The sequence below is a fragment of the Kitasatospora sp. NPDC001132 genome (assembly GCF_053598415.1).
Window position 1 is genome coordinate 445,773 of the sequence record NZ_JBSFKF010000003.1, and the last position, 18,046, is coordinate 463,818.

The window sequence follows — 18,046 nt, forward strand, 5'->3', positions numbered from 1 at the left end:
GACGGGCCGCGGCACGACGGCGGGGCCGGCCCGGGAAGTCCCGGACCGGCCCCGCCGCGGAGCGCGCTCAGGCCGCTATCGGCCGCTGGCTCCGCACCGCCTGGAGCAGCCCGATGGCCAGCCAGTTCGCGAACATCGACGAGCCGCCGTACGAGACGAACGGCAGCGGGATGCCCGCGACCGGCATGATGCCCAGGCACATCCCGATGTTCTCGAAGGCCTGGAAGGACAGCCAGGCGATGATCCCGGCCGCCACGATCGTCCCGTACAGGTCGGTCGCCTGCCGGGCGATCCGGCAGGCCCGCCAGAGGATGACGCCGACCAGCGCGATGATCGCCAGCGCCCCGATGAAGCCCAGCTCCTCGCCGGCCACGGTGAACACGAAGTCGGTCTGCTGCTCCGGCACGAACTGCCCGACGGTCTGGGTGCCGTGGAACAGCCCCTTGCCGGTCAGCCCGCCCGAGCCGATAGCGATCCGGGCCTGGGCGGTGTTGTAGCCGACGCCGTTCGGGTCCAGCTGCGGGTTGGCGAAGGCGGCGAAGCGGTCGATCTGGTACTGGCTCAGCAGCCCGAACTTCCAGATCGCCACGCACCCGGCGGTGCCCGCCATCAGCAGGCCGAGCACCCAGCGGTTCGCGGCGCCCGAGCCGAGCAGGATGCCGAGCACGATCGCGGCCATCACCATCACCGAGCCGGCGTCCGGCATCAGCATCACTATGGCCATCGGCAGGCCTGCCCAGAGCAGGCCCCGGAACACGGCCCGGTGCGAGGGGAACTCCCGCTCCCCCGCGTCCACCTGGTCCGACAGCACGACCGCCATCGCCAGCACGATCGCGAGCTTCGCGAACTCGGCCGGCTGGATCGAGAAGCCGCCGCCGAGCTGGATCCACGAGTGCGCGCCGTTGATGGTCGAGCCGAGCGGGCTGAGCGTCGCCAGCAGCATCACGATCACGCCGACGTACAGGAACGGCACGATCGTGCGGAAGCGCCGGCTCCCTATCGCTATCACGACGGAGCACAGCACCAGCCCGACCACGAAGTTGGTCAGGTGCCGGTACAGGAAGTACTGCGGGTCCCCGTGGGTCAGCGAGTCGCGCCCGCGGGTGGCCGACCAGACCAGCAGCGAGCTGCCGGCCGACAGGGCCAGCGCGGCCACCAGCAGTATCCAGTCCAGCCGCCAGAGCGGGGAGTCCTTGGCCAGGGCCTTGGAGACCCCGCTGCGCTGAGGGGCCAGCCGCAGCTGCCGGTACGAGCCGTAGGAGGTCATGCCCGTCCCCTTCCCGGTCCGCGCGAGGGTTCGAGCGCGGCGTCGGCCGCGGTGTACGACGCCGGACGGTCGGTCGGCGGCGTCCGGTCGAGGAAGGCCGTCGCGGGGACCGGCTGCGCCGCGTCCGCGTCGGGCAGCGCATCGGCCGGCACGACGCTTGCCGCCTGGAGCTGAGCCGGGCCCTGGCCCTGGACGCCCGCCCCCTGGCCGGCGCCGTACGCGACCGGCTTGATGATCGCGGTGCCGTCCGGGTTGAACTTCGGCAGCTCGGACTGCGGCGCGGGCAGCAGCGCCCTGCCGTTGTCGATGGTGCCCTTGTCGTCCACGCCGTACAGCGCCTGGTAGATCCGGCGGATGGCGTCACCGGAACCGCCGGAGCCGGTGCCGCCCTGGCTGATCGTCATGACGACGGCGTAGTCCTTGCTGTACGTGGCCAGCCAGGAGGTGGTCTGCTTGCCCTCGACCTCGGCGGTGCCGGTCTTGGCGTGCAGCGCGATCTTGTCCTGCGGCCAGCCGTTGAACTTCCAGGCGGCGGTACCGGACTTGATGACGCTCTCGGTGGCCTGGTCGATGTAGCTGAGCAGCTTCTGGTCGCCGGGGAACTGGGCGTCCGCCTGCGGGGCGATCTCGCGGACGAGGTCCCCGCCCGGGCTTATCACGGCCTTGGCGATGGTCGGCCGGTAGAAGGTGCCGCCGTTGGCCAGCGCCGAGTAGATCCGGGCCATCTGGACCGGGGTGACGAGGGTGTCGCCCTGGCCGATCGCGAAGTTGACGGCGTCACCGGCGCGCATCTGGTAGCCGTCGACGCAGTTCTCCCGGGCGATCTGGTCGGAGTAGCTGTTGCCGCCCTTCTGCCCCTGGGCGCACCAGGCGTCCTTGTTGTTGTCGTAGAAGGACTGCTTCCACTGCCGGTCCGGCACCCGGCCGGGCACCTCGGCCGGCAGGTCGATGCCGGTCTTGGCGCCGAGGCCGAACTGGTGGGCGGTCTTGAAGAACCAGTCGGCCGGGTCCTTCTTGGGCTTGATGCCGCCGTCCTTCATCCACTGGTCGTACGCCAGGCCGTAGAAGACGGTGTCACAGGAGACCTCGAGCGCCTTCTCCAGGGAGATCTGGCCGAAGTTCTCGCTCTCGAAGTTCTTGAACTCGCGGCCGCCGATGGTCATGCTCTTCGGGCAGTCGTAGCGGCCGTCCAGCGAGTAGCCGGCCTGCACGGCGGCGGTGGTGGAGATGACCTTGAAGGTCGAACCGGGGGCGGACTGGCCCTGTATGGCCCGGTTCAGCAGCGGGAAGTTGGACTCCTTGCTGGTCAGCGACTGGTAGTCCTTGCCGCTGATGCCGCCCACCCAGAGGTTCGGGTCGTAGGTCGGGGCGCTCGCCATCGCGACGATCCGCCCGGTGTGGACGTCCATCACCACGGCGGCGCCGGAGTCGGCCTCGTAGTTGCGGTTGGTGACCTTGTCGAAGGTGTTCCTGGCGTCGTTCATGGCCTGTGCCAGGTTGTCCTCGACCACCTTCTGCACCCGGGCGTCGATGCTGGTGACCAGGTTGTCGCCGGTCTGCGGGGCGACGGTGCCGGCGTTGCCGATCACCCGGCCGAGGTTGTCCACCTCCAGCTTGGTGATGCCCGCGGTGCCGCGCAGGTCGCGGTCGTACACCGACTCCAGGCCGGCCCGCCCGATCTGGTCGGCCGGCAGGTAGCGGTCCAGGCCGCTCTTGCCGGCGGTCTTGCTGACCTCCTCGTCGGTGACCGGCGAGAGGTAGCCGAGCACCTGGGCCATGTTGGCGCCCTCGGCGCCGGTGTAGTGGCGCACGGCGGTGGGCTGCGCGGTGACCCCGGGGAAGTCCTCGCGGCGCTCCATTATCTGCATCGCCTGCTGGGTGGTCGCCTCCTTGGTGACCGGGATCGGCTGGTACGGCGAACCGTTCCAGCAGGGCTGCGAGGTCTTGGCGTCGCAGAGCCGGACCTTCTCCTGCACGTCCTTGGCGGGCATCCCCAGCACCTCGGCCAGCCGGGACAGCACCGCCTTGCCGCCGTCCTTCTGCTGCAGCAGCGAGGTGCGGCTGACGGAGACCACCAGCCGGGTCTCGTTGCCGGCCAGCACCCGCCCGGACGCGTCCAGGATCTCGCCGCGGACGGCCGGCTCGACCACCTCGCGGATGTGGTTGCCGGTCGCCTTCGCGGTGTACTCCTTGGCGTTGCGGATCTGCAGGTACCACAGCCGCCCGCCGAGGGTGGCGAGCAGCGACAGCACCAGGATCTGCAGCACCACCAGACGGATCGTCACCCGTCGGGTGCGTCCGGTCTCGGGGATGTTGCTCACGTCTCGTGCGCTCCAGGATGCGGGGAGGTCGGGTGGTCGGGGCCGGGCCGGTTACGGGCGGCGGGCGAAGCCGGGCACGCGCCGCTTCTTGTACGACGGGCCGGAGGAGGTCTCGCGGGTGGTCCGGTAGCGGGACAGCGTGCCCAGGCCGGAGCCGCCCTCGTCGTCGTCCGCGGCGGTCACCGGGTCGCGCCCGAAGCGGCGGCCGAGGTACATCACCAGCGGCACCACGAAGGGCGCCAGCAGCAGGTCGTAGAGCAGGGCGCTGATCACCAGTCCGCCGAGGCCGACGTGCCGGGCCGCGGTGTCGCCGACCAGGGCGCCGACCATCGCGTAGAGCAGGGTGGAGGCGACCGCCGCGACGCCGACCACGACCAGCGAGCCGGCCACCGAGCGCTGGCGGCCGTGGTCCGGGCGCAGCAGTCCGGCGGCGTAGCCCATCAGGCAGAGCACCAGCGCGTAGCGGCCGATCGCGTGGTCGGAGGGCGGCGCGAGGTCGGCCAGCAGTCCCCCGAAGAAGCCGACCAGGCAGCCGCCGGTGGGCCCGTAGACCATGGCGAGGCCGACCACGACGAGCAGCAGTATGTCCGGAGTGGCTCCCGGGAGCTGGAGCCGGCCGAAGACGCTGACCTGGAGGATCAGGCCGAACAGGACGAGGCCGGCGGAGACGGGGATGCGGGCGAGGCGCATGGCTCAGTTCCCCCCAGTGGGCTGTGCGGGCGGGGCGGCGGGCACGACGGCCGGGGCCTGGCCGGGGAGCGCGGCCGGGACCTGGCCCGGCGCGGCGGCCGGCTGGCCCGGGGCGGGCGCCGGCGGCAGGACGGCGTCGCGCGGGTCGGTGCGCGGCGGCACGACCACCACGCCGACCAGGTCCAGCCGGGTGAACTGGACGAAGGGCTCGACCAGGACGGTCTTGGTCAGCTGGCCGGCGTTGGCCTGGACCTCGGTGACCTTGCCGACCGGGACGCCGGGCACGAACGGGCGGCCGCTCTGCGAGCCGAAGGTGACCAGTCGGTCGCCGGCCTTGACCTGGGCCTTGCCGTTGAGCAGGGAGACCTTCATCGGGCTGTCGCCGCCGCCGGAGGCGAAGCCGATCTCGCCGGTGCCCTCCAGCCGGGTGCCGGCCGAGAAGCCGGGGTCGGAGGCGAGCAGCACGGTGGCGGTGGTCGGGGCGACGGTGGTGATCCGGCCGACCAGGCCCTGGCCGTTGATCACCGTCATGTCGCGGGTGAGGCCGTCGTCGCTGCCTGCGTCGATGGTGATGGTCCAGGAGAAGCCCTGGGCCGGGCCGATCGCGATGACCTGGGCGGCCTTGACGGTGTAGCCGCCGGAGCCGGCGGTGCGCAGCAGGTCGTCCAGTTGCTTGGTGCGCCCGGCGGCCATGTCGGAGGAGGCGAGCTTCTGCCGCAGTTCGGTGTTCTCGCGGGCGAGCTGGTCGGTGCGGCCGCTGTCGGTGGCCGCGTCCCGGAAGGCGCGGACGGTGTCGGCGACCGGGTCGACGACGGTGGCGGCGCCGCGCTCGACCGGTCCGAGGACGCGGGCGGCGGCGTGCCGGGCCGGGCCGAGCGGGGAGTCCTCACCGCCCTTGATGTCCACGGTGATCAGCGCGAAGGCGACGGCCACCAGCAGGATCAGCAGCAGCCGGCTCTCTCGTGTGTCCCTCACGGTGCTGGTACTGCCCCTTCGTACCCGGCCGCCGCCCGGGGCCGTGGGGCCCGGGCGGCGGCCCGTTCAGTCGAGTGTCGGATGTGACGCGTGGTAGCGGTGGTGCGGCGACCTGTCAACGACGCGGTGAGGCGTCGAGTACCTGCTGGAGCGCCTCGAACTCCTCGACGCACTTGCCGGAGCCGAGCGCGACGGAGTCGAGCGGGTTCTCCGCGATGTGGATCGGCATGCCGGTCTCGCGGCGCAGCCGCTCGTCCAGTCCGCGCAGCAGGGCGCCGCCGCCGGTGAGCACGATGCCGCGGTCCATGACGTCGCCGGCCAGCTCGGGCGGGCACTGGTCGAGGGTGGTCTTGACCGCGTCGATGATCGCGTTGACCGGCTCGTCGATGGCCTCGCGGACCTCGGCGGCGGAGATGACGACGGTCTTGGGCAGGCCGCTGACCAGGTCGCGGCCGCGGATCTCGGCGTGCTCGTCCTTCTCGCCCTCGAGGCCGAAGGCGCTGCCGATGCTCATCTTGATCTGCTCGGCGCTGCGCTCGCCGAGGAGCAGCGAGTACTCCTTCTTGATGTGCTGGACGATCGCGTTGTCCAGTTCGTCGCCGGCCACCCGGATGGACTGGGCGGTGACGATGCCGCCGAGGGAGATCACGGCGACCTCGGTGGTGCCGCCGCCGATGTCGACGACCATGTTGCCGGTGGCCTCGTGGACGGGCAGGCCGGCGCCGATGGCGGCGGCCATCGGCTCCTCGATGATGTGCACCTGGCGGGCGCCGGCCTGGGAGGAGGCCTCGATGACGGCGCGGCGCTCGACGCCGGTGATGCCGGAGGGCACGCAGACCACGACGCGGGGGCGGGCGAGGTAGCGGCGGCGGTGGATCTTGAGGATGAAGTACCGCAGCATCCGCTCGGTGATCTCGAAGTCGGCGATCACGCCGTCCTTGAGCGGGCGGATGGCGACGATGTTGCCCGGGGTCCGGCCGATCATCTTCTTGGCCTCGGCGCCGACGGCGAGGATCCCGCCGGTGTTGGTGTTCACCGCGACGACGGACGGCTCGTTCAGGACGATGCCCTTGCCCCTGACGTACACCAGCGTGTTGGCTGTTCCGAGGTCGATCGCCAAGTCGCGGCCGATGAACGACAGGTTGCTCGCCATGGGGTGTGGGTGCCTTCCCGGGCTCGGAGTTCATGGGGGGTGGACGAATGCGCGCCCACGCTTGGGCGGAGACCAGCTGAGCTGCCTTACCGGGCCCTTGAGTCGCGTCCATCGTAGTCACGCCGCGCGGTACGGACATCGACGTGGGGCATACCGTCCATTGTCCGGGGCGTGATCGCTTCTCCGAGGATTGGGACGCCGTGTCGGCGCCGCCAGTTCCCTATTTCACGATAAGAATGCCCCGGCCGGGCCAATGGTCCCGACCGGGGCGGTACTAACGTCCCCCGGGCGTGTCGCCCGGTTCCGGCTCGCCGGATCAGGCGTGCGCGGGGAAGAAGATCTTGATCTCGCGCTCGGCGGACTCGGGGGAGTCGGAGGCGTGGATCAGGTTCTCGCGGGTGATCGTCGCGTAGTCGCCGCGGATGGTGCCGGCCCCGGCCTCCAGCGGGTTGGTGGCGCCGGCCAGCATGCGGATGCCCCTGACGACCTCCTCGCCCTCGACGATCAGCGCGATCGACGGACCGGAGGTCATGAACTCCAGCAGCGGCTCGTAGAACGGGCGGCCGACGTGCTCCGCGTAGTGCTGCTCCAGCGTCGCCCGGTCGAAGGTGCGCAGCTCGATGGCGGCGAAGCGCCAGCCGGCCTTGCGCTCGATGCGGCTGATGATCTCGCCGGCCAGGCCGCGGCGGACGGCGTCGGGCTTGAGCAGGACGAGAGTGCGCTGGGACACGGTGCGTCTCCTGGGGATTCGGTTCGGCAGACAGTCGGGTCGACAAGCGGTGCCGACAGGGCAGAGGCTACCTTGCGCACACGGCGTGTCGGTCGGCCGGTCCGGGCCTCAGGGGTGTACGGCGGCGGCCTCGGCGGCGGCCCGGGCGGCCTTGAAGTCGTCCACCTTGCGGCCGTAGTGCACCGAGCACCACCACAGGCCGGCGAAGACCACGCCGAGGCCGAACATGGTCGGCAGGATGAAGCCGGCGGCGATCAGTCCGATCTGCAGCGCCCAGCCGATCTGCACCGCGCCGGGGCGGTTGATCATGCCGCAGAGCGCGATGCACAGGGCCATCGCGATGCCGCTGACCGTCCAGATCTCCCCGGTGGAGACGTCGGAGAGCCGCATCGCGACCAGCGCCGCGAACATGATCAGGAGCGCTTCGCCGATCAGCGTCGAGGAGCAGAGCGTCCTCATGTCACTTCCTCCCGAGCAGCAGGCGGGCCTCGCCCACCGTGATGACCGAACCGGTGACCAGCACCCCGGCGCCACCGAGGTCGCCCTCCTCCTCGGCGAGGGTGACGGCGGCGGCGATGGCGTCGTCGAGCCGGGGCTCGACCTGGACGCGGTCCTCGCCGAAGACCTCGACGGCCAGGGCGGCGAGCGCGTCGACGTCCATCGCGCGGTGGGTGGAGTTCTGGGTGATGACGACCTCGGCCAGGATCGGCTCGAAGGCCTCCAGTACGCCGGCCACGTCCTTGTCCCCGGAGGTGCCGATCACGCCGACGAGCCGGGTGAAGCCGAAGGACTCGGTGAGCGCGGCCACGGTGGCGCGGGCTCCGTGCGGGTTGTGGGCGGCGTCCAGGATGATCGTGGGGCTGCGGCGGACGACCTCCAGGCGGCCCGGCGAGGAGACGCCGGAGAAGGCCTGGCGGATCTTCTCCACGTCCAGCTGCCCGCCGCGCGCGCCGCCGACGCCGAAGAAGGCCTCGACCGCGGCGAGTGCGAGGGCCGCGTTGTGCGCCTGGTACTCGCCGTGCAGCGGGATGAAGACGTCCTCGTACTCCTCGCCGCCGAGTCCGCGCAGCGTCACCAGCTGGCCGCCGACGGCGAGTTCGCGGCGGATCACGCCGAACTCCATGCCCTCGCGGGCGACCGTGGCGTCCACCTCGACGGCGCGGCGCAGGATGGTCTGGGCGGCGTCCAGCTGCTGCTGGGCGACGACGGCGACGGAGCCGGACTTGATGATCCCGGACTTCTCGCCCGCGATCTCACCGGTGGTCTCGCCGAGCTTGTCGGTGTGGTCCAGTCCGATCGGGGTGATCACCGCGACGGCGGCGTCGATGACGTTGGTGGCGTCCCAGGAGCCGCCCATGCCGACCTCGACCACGGCGACGTCCACCGGGGCGTCGGCGAAGGCTGCGTAGGCCATGCCGGTCAGCACCTCGAAGAAGGACATCGGCACCGGCTGGGCCGCGTCGACCATCTGCACGTAGGGCTCGATGTCGCGGTAGACCTCGACGAAGCGCTCGGGGGTGATCGGGGCGCCGTCCAGGCTGATCCGCTCGGTGACGGACTCCACGTGGGGGCTGGTGTAGCGGCCGGTGCGCAGCTCGAAGGTGTTGAGCAGCTGCTCGATCATCCGGGCGGTGGAGGTCTTGCCGTTGGTGCCGGTGATGTGGATGGAGGGGAAGGACCGCTGGGGCTGGCCCAGGATGTCCATCAGCGCCTCGATCCGGTCGAGCGAGGGCTCCAGCTTGTTCTCCGGCCAGCGTTCGGAGAGCTCCACCTCGACGTCGCGCAGGGCGTCGCCGGTGCCGCCGTCGGCGGGGCGGATGGTGTACGGGTTCGGGTCGGCCTTGTCGCTCACGACCACAGTCTACGGAGCGCCGACGGGTCCTCCTCACGGGGTGAGAACGACCACTTTGCCCGCTCTTTTCCATGATCATCTAGTTTTGTCCCTTTACTATTGATTTGGCGATTTGACCCGCAATGAAGCATCGATTCGCAGCCGATAGGAGCCTTCTACCTTTGATCATGAGGAGCATCGCGCCATGCCTGACGCCCTGCACGACTGGATCGTGCTCCGCCAGGACGCCGTCGTCTGGGTCGCCGGACTGATCTCGCTGGCCCTCGTCGGCTACATGGCCCTCGTCTTCGGACGCTTCCTCGTGTACTGGGCGGGCTCCCGGCACGCCTTCCGACACAACCGCCCCGCCGAACCCGGCGACCCCACCGCCTTCCGCTGGCACCTGGTCATCCCCTGCCGCGACGAGGAGGCCGTGGTCACCCAGACCCTGGACGGCCTGCGGGCCGCCGCGCCCGAGGCCCACCTCTGGGTGATCGACGACGACAGCGAGGACGCCACCCGCGAGCTGGTGCTCGCCGCCGCGGCCCGCGACCCGCGGGTGCACCTGGTCCAGCGCCGCCGCCCGCACGCCCGGATCGGCAAGGGCGCCGCCCTCAACGCCGCCTACCGGGAGATCTCCGCCTGGCTGCCCGAGGACGCGGACCGCTCCCGGGTGGTGATCGGCGTGGTCGACGCCGACGGGCAGCTCGACCCGGGCACCCTCGCCCAGGTCTGCAACGCCAGGGCGCTCGGCCGGCCCGACACCGGCGCCGTCCAGATCGGCGTCCGGATGCGCAACGCCGACGACGAGCTCCCGCTGCCCGGCCGCGGCCGGGCGGCCAACGCCCTGGCCCGCGCCCTGGTGCGGATGCAGGACGTCGAGTTCCAGGCCACCAACACCGGCATGCAGCTGCTGCGCCGCCGCACCGGCAGCGTCGGCCTCGGCGGCAACGGCCAGTTCGTCCGCCTCACCGCCCTCGACTCGCTGACCGCCGAGGAGGGCCGGGCCGGCCGCCCCTGGCCGGAGCGCGCCCTGCTGGAGGACTACGAGTCCGGCCTCGACCTGCGGCTGGCCGGCTGGCGGCTCACCCACGTCACCGAGGCCCGGGTCTCCCAGGAGGGCCTGATCTCGGTGCGCCGCTTCCTCACCCAGCGCACCCGCTGGGCCCAGGGCAACATGCAGTGCCTGCGCTACACCGGCCGGGTGCTGCGCTCGCCGCACTACACCCTCTCCGGCAAGGCCGAGGTGCTGTACACCTTCCTCCAGCCGGTGGTCTGCGTGCTGCTGGTGCTGCTCTTCCCGCTCTCGCTCGGGATCACCGGTGCCGGGGCGGTGCTCTTCCCCGAGGAGACCGCCGAGTTCCAGCTCAGGTTCGGCCCGTGGATGCTGCTCGTCTTCGTGCTCGCCACGCTGCCGATGGTGTTCTGGGGCTTCGCCTACCGCAGGACCGCCCACCCCGACCGCGGCCGGCTGACGGCGCTGCTCTGGGGCCTGCTGGTCTGGCTCTACGCCTACCACCTGTTCGTGGTCGCCACCCGGGCCGCGGTCCGGATGCTGCTCGGCCGCAACGGCTGGGCCAAGACCCGCCGCAACGCCGAGAAGGTCGCCCTCGGTGCCCCCACCGCGCTCGAGTCCTGAGCCGCCCCCACGCCTCCCCCACGCACCACGTCCCGACCGGAGTCCCGCATGAGCACGTGCCTGCCCCCGTCCAGCGTCGCCGTCGTCCTCGGCACCCGCCCCGAGCTGGTCAAACTCGCCCCGCTGATCCACGAACTCGGCGACGCCACCCGGCTGGTGCACACCGGCCAGCACTGGGACGAGGCGATGTCCGGCCGCTTCCTGCGCGACCTCGACCTGCCCGAGCCCGAGCTGCTCACCGGCGTCGGCGGCCGCCCGCGGGCCGGCCAGATCGCCCGGTCGCTGGGCCAGCTGGACGCCGCCTTCGCCGAGGACCGCCCCGCCGCCGTGGTCGTCCAGGGCGACACCAACGCCACTCTGGCCGGGGCGCTGGCCGCCAACGCCCGGGAGATCCCGCTGGTCCACGTCGAGGCCGGGCTGCGCAGCTTCGACCGGGCGATGCCCGAGGAGCACAACCGGGTGATGGTCGACCACGTCTCCGACCTGCTCTGCGCCGCCACCGGGGAGAACGTCGCCAACCTGCGCGCCGAGTCGCTGGCCGAGGAGCGGATCGAGCTCACCGGCAACACCGTCGTCGAGGTGGTCCGCCGTCAGCTGCCGGACAAGGCCGCCCGCGCCGCGCTGCTCGCCGCGCACGGGCTGCGCCCGGACGCGTACGTGCTGGCCACCGTGCACCGTCCGGAGAACACCGACACCGCCGAGGCGCTCGGCGCGGTGCTCGCCGAGCTGGACCGGATCGCCCGGGCCGGCACCCCGGTGCTGTTCCCGATGCACCCGCGCACCCGGGCCGCCGTCGAGCGCTTCGGCCTGGACGGCCTGCTGGAGCGCCTCGCCGTCACCGGCCCGGTCGGCTACGGCGACTTCCTGGGCCTGGCCGGCCACGCGGCGCTGCTGGTCTCCGACTCCGGCGGCGTGCAGGAGGAGTGCACCGTGCTCGGCCGCCCGCTGCTGGTGGTGCGCCGCTCCACCGAGCGACCGGAGGCGATGGCGGCCGGCTTCGCCGCTCTCGTGCGGCCCGGCGAGGAGCTGGGCTCCCTGGCCCGCGCCTGGCTCTCCGACTCCCCCGAGCGGCTCGCCCGGCTGGCGGCCACCCCGAGCCCGTACGGCGACGGCCTGGCCTCGGCCCGGATCGCCGCGCTGACCGCGGCGATCGCCGCGCCCGCAGAAGCCGAGGCGGTGCCACCGGCCGCCTGACGCCCCCTTGACAGCAGAATTGGTCTACTCCACCTTGTGAGGCAAGTCTCCGTTCCCGACCGGGACTTGAGTTGTCGGTAGCTCCCGCAAGCGCACCATCGACACCCCGGACGGCGTTCCTCCCCCACGAGGCGCCGCCGGGCCCTCCCCCACTGGAGATGGAGTCATGCCACCTGCCCGACACCGGCGCACCCGCGCCGTCCACTCGCTGCTCGCCGGTGCGAGCGCCGTCGCCGTCGGCCTGAGCGGCCTCGTACTCGCCGGCGGCACCGGAGCCCACGCCGCCGACACCGACCTGATCACCAACGGCGGCTTCGAGACCGGGAACCTGTCCGGCTGGACCTGTTCGAGCGGCACGGTCCAGAGCACCACCACCCACTCCGGCACGTACGCCCTGCAGTCCACCCCGGGCGGCGTCGACACCGGCGAGTGCACCCAGACCGTCCCGGTGAAGCCCTCCTCCTCGTACGCCCTGAGCTCCTGGGTCCAGGGCTCGTACGTCTACCTGGGCGCCCGCGGCACCGGCGGCACCGACCCGAGCACCTGGACCCCCGGCGGCACCGGCTGGACCCGACTGAGCACGAGCTTCACCACCGGCCCGAACACCACCAGCGTCACCGTCTACCTGCACGGCTGGTACGGGCAGCCGGCCTTCGCCGCCGACGACGTCTCGCTGCTCGGGCCCGGCGGACCGCAGCCGTCACCGAGCCCGACCGCCACGGCCTCGCCCAGCCCGACGCCCACCGCCACGGACACCGGCAGCCCCTCCCCCACCGCCACGTCCACCGGCAGGCCGCCGAACCTGCCCAAGCACATCCTCACCGGCTACTGGCAGAACTTCGACAACGGCGCCACCGTCCAGCGGATCAGCGACGTCCCGGCCGCCTACGACATCATCGCGGTCTCCTTCGCGGACGCCACCGCCACCCGCGGCGGCCTGGGCTTCACCCTCGACCCCACCCTCTCCTCCCGCCTCGGCGGCTACACCGACGCCCAGTTCAAGGCCGACATCGCGGCGAAGCGGGCGGCCGGGAAGCGCGTGGTGCTCTCCGTCGGCGGGCAGAACGGCACGGTCTGGGTGGGCGATTCCGCCTCCGCCGCGAACTTCACCGGCACCGCCTGGGCGCTGATGCAGAGTTACGGCTTCGACGGGATCGACATCGACCTGGAGAACGGCATCAGCTCCACCTACATGGGCCAGGCCCTGCACGCCCTGGCGGCGAAGGCGGGAAGCGGGTTCATCCTCACCATGGCCCCGCAGACGATCGACATGCAGTCGACCGGCATGGAGTACTTCAAGCTGGCGCTGAACGTGAAGGACATCCTCACCATCGTCAACATGCAGTACTACAACTCCGGTGCGATGAACGGCTGCGACGGGAACGTCTACTCGCAGGGCACCGAGAACTTCCTCACCGCGCTGGCCTGCATCCAGCTCAAGGGAGGGCTGCGGCCCGACCAGGTGGGCCTCGGGGTGCCGGCCTCCACCAGCGCCGCGGGCGGCGGGTACCTCGCCGCCGGCACGGTCAACAGCGCGCTGGACTGCCTCGCCTCCGGCACCAATTGCGGCAGCTACAAGCCGGACGCCACCTGGCCGGGCATCGGCGGCGCGATGACCTGGTCGACCAACTGGGACGCCAAGGCGGGCAACCCGGTCGCGAACACCATCGGTTCGCACCTGCACGCCATGCCGTAACCGGCGCGACCGGCCTGCCGGAGGCCCGGGCCGGGGTCAGACCCCGGCCCGGGCCTCCGGCACGTGCGCGGCACCGCCGTGCCGACGACGCAACTCGGCCGTGATCTCGGCCAGTTCACCGTCGGGCAGCAGCGGCAGCATCATCGCGACGCCCTGCAGCAGACCGCCCAGCAGGAAGGTGGTGTCGGGCGTCGCCGCCACCAGGCCGCGGACCTCGGCCACCTCGCCGGCCGCCACCGCCTCGATCAACTGGGCGGCGTTCGCGGTCTCCTCGTCCACCTCGACCGCACCGGTGTCCTCGGGGGCACGCCGGGCCATCGCCCGCAGCACCTTGTCGCCGACCTCGGGGGCGTACGCCTTGCGGACGGCCTCGGCGGCGATCCAGGCGAGCAGGGTGGTCACCTCGCGCTCGGCGTGCTCGGCGAACAGCAGGTCCAGCTCGTGGTCGAACGCGATCTGGTTGCCGTGCCGGAACGCGAGCAGCAGGGTCGCCGCCCTGGCCTTGGCCTCCTCGACCGCCTCGGCAGGCAGTTCGTCGGCCAACTCCTCGGTCACCACCACGCCGTGCCCTCCCGTCCGTCGCTCAGCAAAAACGCCCATTCGGAAACTCCGTGCACACGGTACACAGCTGACCTGCAAACTTCTGCGAACGCGCGCGGGCAAGACCGGAATCAATTCGCTCGGAATAGGACCTCACCCGGTCGCAGGATGATAATTAGCCGGAAGGGAGCAATGTTGCTGGGCTATTAGGCGTAGCGAAAGCGGCCCGGAAGGCAGCCCCGGAAAACGCCGAGGGCCGCACCCCGCGCGTCGCGGAGTACGGCCCCTTCGGCGAAACCGGCGGCTCAGCCCTGCGGCAGCGCCGCGAGCTGGGCGGTGATCCGGGCGATGTCGGCCTCGGCGGCCTCCTGACGGCCCCGGATCTTGGCGACCACCTCGTCCGGCGCCTTGGCGAGGAACGCCTCGTTGCCGAGCTTGGCGGTGGTCTGGGCCTTCTCCTTCTCGGCGGCCGCGAGGTCCTTGGCCAGGCGCTTGCGCTCGGCCGCGACGTCGATCGTGCCGGAGAGGTCCAGCGCGACGGTGGCGCCGGCGACCGGCAGCGAGGCGGTGGCCGCGAAGCCCTCCTCGGGGACGGTCAGCCGCAGCAGCGAGCGGATCGCGTCCTCGTGGACGGCCGGCACGGTGCCGGCCAGCTCCAGCCGGGCCGGGACGCGCTGCGCGGGCTGGAGGCCCTGGTCCGAACGGAACCGGCGGACCTCGGTGACCACCTGCTGGAGCGTGGCGATCTCCGACTCGGCGGCCGCGTCACGGTAGCCGCTGTCCTTCGGCCACTCGGCCACGACCAGCGACTCGGCGCCGGTGAGCGCCGTCCACAGCGCCTCGGTGACGAACGGGACGATCGGGTGCAGCAGCCGCAGCGTGACGTCCAGGACCTCGCCGAGGACCCGGCGCGAGGCGTCCGCCTGCGGGCCGCCCTTGCCCAGGGTGGTCTTGGAGAGCTCGACGTACCAGTCGAAGACCTCGTCCCAGGCGAAGTGGTACAGCGCGTCCGTGGCCTTGGCGAACTGGAAGTCGTCGTACAGCGCGTCCACCTTGGCGACGGTGGCGTTCAGCCGCGACAGGATCCAGCGGTCGACCGCGGTCATCTCCTCCGGCGCGGGCAGCGGGCCCTCGACGGTGGCGCCGTTCATCAGCGCGAAGCGGGTCGCGTTCCAGATCTTGTTGCAGAAGTTGCGCGAGCCCTTGACCCAGTCCTCGCCGATCGGCACGTCGGCGCCCGGGTTGGCACCGCCGGCCAGGGTGAAGCGGACGGCGTCGGCCCCGTAGGCGTCCATCCAGTCCAGCGGGTCGACCGCGGTGCCGGAGGACTTCGACATCTTCTTGCCGAACTCGTCGCGCACCAGACCGGTCAGGGCGACGGTCTTGAACGGCGCCTCGCCGTCCATCGCGTACAGGCCGAACATCATCATCCGGGCGACCCAGAAGAAGATGATGTCGTGGCCCGTCACCAGGACGTCGGTCGGGTAGAACTTCTCCAGGTCGGCGGTCTTCTCCGGCCAGCCGAGCGTGGAGAACGGCCACAGGCCGGAGGAGAACCAGGTGTCCAGGACGTCCGGGTCCTGGACCCAGCCCTCGCCGGTCGGCGGCTGCTCGTCCGGACCGACGCAGACGACCTCGCCCTCGGGGCCGTACCAGACCGGGATCCGGTGGCCCCACCAGAGCTGGCGCGAGATGCACCAGTCGTACATGTTGTCGACCCAGTCGAAGTAGCGGCGCTCCAGCTCCTTCGGGTGGATCTCCACCTTGCCGTCGCGGACGGCGTCGCCGGCGGCCTTGGCCAGCGGCTCGACCTTGACCCACCACTGCAGCGACAGCCGCGGCTCGACCACGGTGTGGCAGCGCGAGCAGTGGCCGACCGCGTGCATGTACGGACGCTTCTCGGCGACGATCCGGCCCTGCTCGCGCAGCGCGCCGACGACGGCCGAACGGGCCTCCAGCCGGTCCATGCCGAGGAAGGGGCCGTGCACGGTGATCGCACCGCGCTCGTCCATGACGGACAGGTTGGGCAGGTCGTGGCGCTGGCCGATGGCGAAGTCGTTCGGGTCGTGGGCCGGCGTCACCTTGACGGCGCCGGTGCCGAACTCCGGGTCGACGTGCTCGTCCGCGACGACCGGGATCTCACGGTCGGTCAGCGGCAGCTTGATGGTGCGGCCGACCAGGTGCTTGTAGCGCTCGTCCTCGGGGTGGACGGCCACCGCGGTGTCGCCCAGCATCGTCTCGGCCCGGGTGGTGGCGACGATGATCGAGTCGTCGCCCTCGCCGTAGCGGATCGAGACCAGCTCGCCCGGCACGTCCTCGTGCTCGACCTCGATGTCGGACAGCGCCGTGAGGCAGCGCGGGCACCAGTTGATGATGCGCTCTGCGCGGTAGATCAGGCCGTCGTCGAAGAGCCGCTTGAAGATGGTCTGGACGGCCTGGGACAGGCCCTCGTCCATGGTGAAGCGCTCACGCGACCAGTCCACGCCGTCGCCGAGGCGGCGCATCTGGCCGAGGATGCGGCCGCCGTAGCTCTTCTTCCACTCCCAGACCTTCTCGACGAAGGCCTCGCGGCCCAGGTCGTGCCGGGACAGGCCGGCCTCGGCGAGCTGCTGCTCGACCTTGTTCTGGGTGGCGATGCCGGCGTGGTCCATGCCGGGCAGCCAGAGCGTCTCGTAGCCCTGCATGCGCTTGCGGCGGGTCAGCGCGTCCATCAGCGTGTGCTGGAAGGCGTGGCCCAGGTGCAGGACGCCGGTGACGTTCGGCGGGGGGATGACGATGGCGTACGCGGGCTTGTCGCTGTTCGCGTCCGCGGCGAAGTACCCACGGTCTACCCAGCGCTCGTACAGCTCGCCCTCTACGTCCGCGGGGGTGTAGGTCGTCGGGAGGGTTGCTGCTTCGTCCCCGGCAGAGGTGCTCACGGGGCGCTGGTTCGTCGTGTCGGTCACGACGCACAGTTTACGTAACAGGGGGGAGGGTCACGAAACCACTTCCGGCGCGCCCGGGCGGGCCGCCGCCGGACGGCCCCCGCCCGGCACCGTGCGGTAGCGTGCCCGAAAACCCGTCCGGCGGACCGGACGGGTCCGGAACGACCGGACACCACGACAGGCCGCGGGTGCGGCGGGGGAGCACGAACGCAGATGTACGGCCAGGGACAGCAGTACCCGCAGGGACAGCCGCAGCCTTACGGCGGCCAGCCACCGCAGTACGGGGGGCAGCCGCCCCAGTACGGCCAGCCGCCCCAGCAGCCCTACGGCGCACCCCAGCCCCCGTACGGCCAGCCGCAGTACGGCCAGCCGCCGCAGCAGCCCTACGGCGCGCCCCAGCAGCCGTACGGTGTGCCGCCGCAGGCGCCGTACGGGCAGCCGGGCTACCCGCCGCCGCCCCAGCCCAAGGGCAAGGGCGGCCTGGTGATCGCGCTGGTCGTCGGCGCGCTGGTGCTGGGCGGCGGCGGCTTCGCCGCCTGGAAGTTCCTCGGCGCCTCGGGCGGCAGCGACTCCGGCGGCAGCTACAAGATCTCCACCCCGCAGAACCTCCCGGAGGGCTACGTCCAGAAGACCGCCAAGGAGGAGGCCGTCGACCCGTCCAAGCCCGAGGCGAAGGACGCCGACAAGTACGGCAGCAACCTCAACGTCGTGGTCGCCACCTACAACAAGGGCGGCGACCCGACGGACGGCATCTCCGTGGCCGGCCTGTACGGGACGATCAACGACCCCGGCCAGATCATCGAGGACTCCAAGAAGGGCGGGTCGGGCCTCGCCTGGAGCACTCCGCTGGCCGATTTCCCGGCCCAGGACGGCCACGCCTCCAACGGCCGGCTCTCCTGCGGCGTCTACACGCTGCAGGCCCTCAAGACCCAGTCCACGGTCTGCATCTGGGCGGACAAGTCGACCTACGCCCGGGTGACCTTCACCAAGGTCTCCGCCGGCGGGGGCGCCCAGGCCCTCACCGTCACCCAGGCCGCCGAGCGGACCCGGGCGATCCGGGACGCCATGAAGGTCGCCAGGTAACGC

General features: G+C 71.7%; 14 protein-coding genes. 4 read left to right on the forward strand and 10 right to left on the reverse strand.

What is annotated here, in order from left to right; genetic code table 11:
* Positions 1 to 67: 67 nt before the first annotated feature.
* From rodA to folC, 8 genes are all read right to left on the reverse strand, one after another.
* Positions 68 to 1,267, reverse strand: a complete 1,200-nt coding sequence (gene rodA / locus ACWDBE_RS06610) for a rod shape-determining protein RodA (RefSeq protein ID WP_449791777.1) — start codon at positions 1,265 to 1,267, stop codon at positions 68 to 70.
* Positions 1,264 to 3,588, reverse strand: a complete 2,325-nt coding sequence (gene mrdA / locus ACWDBE_RS06615; RefSeq protein WP_449807395.1) for a penicillin-binding protein 2 — start codon at positions 3,586 to 3,588, stop codon at positions 1,264 to 1,266. Before mrdA ends, rodA begins: the two co-directional genes overlap by 4 nt.
* A 51-nt stretch (positions 3,589 to 3,639) precedes the next feature.
* Positions 3,640 to 4,278: a rod shape-determining protein MreD gene (gene mreD / locus ACWDBE_RS06620; protein ID WP_449791775.1), complete on the reverse strand. Its 639-nt coding sequence runs from the start codon at positions 4,276 to 4,278 to the stop codon at positions 3,640 to 3,642.
* Positions 4,279 to 4,281: 3 nt separating this feature from the next.
* The gene (gene mreC / locus ACWDBE_RS06625) at positions 4,282 to 5,253 is read right to left on the reverse strand and encodes a rod shape-determining protein MreC (protein ID WP_449791774.1); all 972 of its coding nucleotides are present in this window, start codon (positions 5,251 to 5,253) and stop codon (positions 4,282 to 4,284) included.
* A 115-nt stretch (positions 5,254 to 5,368) separates the two neighbouring features.
* Positions 5,369 to 6,394, reverse strand: coding sequence for a rod shape-determining protein (locus tag ACWDBE_RS06630; protein WP_049648984.1), 1,026 nt, complete (start codon positions 6,392 to 6,394; stop codon positions 5,369 to 5,371).
* A 328-nt stretch (positions 6,395 to 6,722) separates the two neighbouring features.
* Positions 6,723 to 7,136: a nucleoside-diphosphate kinase gene (ndk, locus tag ACWDBE_RS06635; protein WP_030233800.1), complete on the reverse strand. Its 414-nt coding sequence runs from the start codon at positions 7,134 to 7,136 to the stop codon at positions 6,723 to 6,725.
* A 108-nt stretch (positions 7,137 to 7,244) separates the two neighbouring features.
* Positions 7,245 to 7,595 carry a DUF4233 domain-containing protein gene (locus tag ACWDBE_RS06640; protein ID WP_449807396.1) on the reverse strand — a complete coding sequence of 117 codons (351 nt, stop codon included), beginning with the start codon at positions 7,593 to 7,595 and terminating at the stop codon, positions 7,245 to 7,247.
* 1 nt (position 7,596) lies between these two features.
* Positions 7,597 to 8,988: a bifunctional tetrahydrofolate synthase/dihydrofolate synthase gene (gene folC / locus ACWDBE_RS06645; RefSeq protein ID WP_449807397.1), complete on the reverse strand. Its 1,392-nt coding sequence runs from the start codon at positions 8,986 to 8,988 to the stop codon at positions 7,597 to 7,599.
* Positions 8,989 to 9,172: 184 nt separating this feature from the next.
* Between folC and ACWDBE_RS06650 the strand changes: the two genes are divergently transcribed.
* The 3 genes from ACWDBE_RS06650 (at position 9,173) to ACWDBE_RS06660 (ending at position 13,496) form a co-directional block, all read left to right on the forward strand.
* Positions 9,173 to 10,606 carry a glycosyltransferase family 2 protein gene (locus tag ACWDBE_RS06650; RefSeq protein ID WP_449807398.1) on the forward strand — a complete coding sequence of 478 codons (1,434 nt, stop codon included), beginning with the start codon at positions 9,173 to 9,175 and terminating at the stop codon, positions 10,604 to 10,606.
* Positions 10,607 to 10,654: 48 nt separating this feature from the next.
* Complete coding sequence (gene wecB, locus ACWDBE_RS06655; RefSeq protein ID WP_449807399.1) at positions 10,655 to 11,800, forward strand: non-hydrolyzing UDP-N-acetylglucosamine 2-epimerase; 1,146 nt, start codon at positions 10,655 to 10,657, stop codon at positions 11,798 to 11,800.
* A 166-nt stretch (positions 11,801 to 11,966) separates the two neighbouring features.
* Positions 11,967 to 13,496, forward strand: a complete 1,530-nt coding sequence (locus tag ACWDBE_RS06660) for a chitinase (protein WP_449807400.1) — start codon at positions 11,967 to 11,969, stop codon at positions 13,494 to 13,496.
* 36 nt (positions 13,497 to 13,532) lie between these two features.
* Here the strand turns inward: ACWDBE_RS06660 and ACWDBE_RS06665 are convergent, their stop codons facing one another.
* Both ACWDBE_RS06665 and ACWDBE_RS06670 read right to left on the reverse strand, forming a co-directional pair.
* Complete coding sequence (locus tag ACWDBE_RS06665) at positions 13,533 to 14,057, reverse strand: hypothetical protein (protein WP_449791768.1); 525 nt, start codon at positions 14,055 to 14,057, stop codon at positions 13,533 to 13,535.
* Positions 14,058 to 14,341: 284 nt separating this feature from the next.
* The gene (locus tag ACWDBE_RS06670) at positions 14,342 to 16,981 is read right to left on the reverse strand and encodes a valine--tRNA ligase (protein WP_449807401.1); all 2,640 of its coding nucleotides are present in this window, start codon (positions 16,979 to 16,981) and stop codon (positions 14,342 to 14,344) included.
* A 192-nt stretch (positions 16,982 to 17,173) separates the two neighbouring features.
* Between ACWDBE_RS06670 and ACWDBE_RS06675 the strand changes: the two genes are divergently transcribed.
* Positions 17,174 to 18,043, forward strand: a complete 870-nt coding sequence (locus ACWDBE_RS06675) for a hypothetical protein (protein ID WP_449791766.1) — start codon at positions 17,174 to 17,176, stop codon at positions 18,041 to 18,043.
* Positions 18,044 to 18,046: the final 3 nt, after the last annotated feature.

What these genes read in the sequence shown, in the direction of transcription:
- rodA (WP_449791777.1), bottom strand. Translation starts at nt 1,267, where the DNA reads ATGACCTCCTACGGCTCGTACCGGCAGCTGCGGCTGGCCCCTCAGCGC.
- mreD (WP_449791775.1), bottom strand. Translation starts at nt 4,278, where the DNA reads ATGCGCCTCGCCCGCATCCCCGTCTCCGCCGGCCTCGTCCTGTTCGGC.
- ACWDBE_RS06660 (WP_449807400.1), top strand. Translation starts at nt 11,967, where the DNA reads ATGCCACCTGCCCGACACCGGCGCACCCGCGCCGTCCACTCGCTGCTC.
- ACWDBE_RS06640 (WP_449807396.1), bottom strand. Translation starts at nt 7,595, where the DNA reads ATGAGGACGCTCTGCTCCTCGACGCTGATCGGCGAAGCGCTCCTGATC.
- ACWDBE_RS06650 (WP_449807398.1), top strand. Translation starts at nt 9,173, where the DNA reads ATGCCTGACGCCCTGCACGACTGGATCGTGCTCCGCCAGGACGCCGTC.
- ACWDBE_RS06675 (WP_449791766.1), top strand. Translation starts at nt 17,174, where the DNA reads ATGTACGGCCAGGGACAGCAGTACCCGCAGGGACAGCCGCAGCCTTAC.
- wecB (WP_449807399.1), top strand. Translation starts at nt 10,655, where the DNA reads ATGAGCACGTGCCTGCCCCCGTCCAGCGTCGCCGTCGTCCTCGGCACC.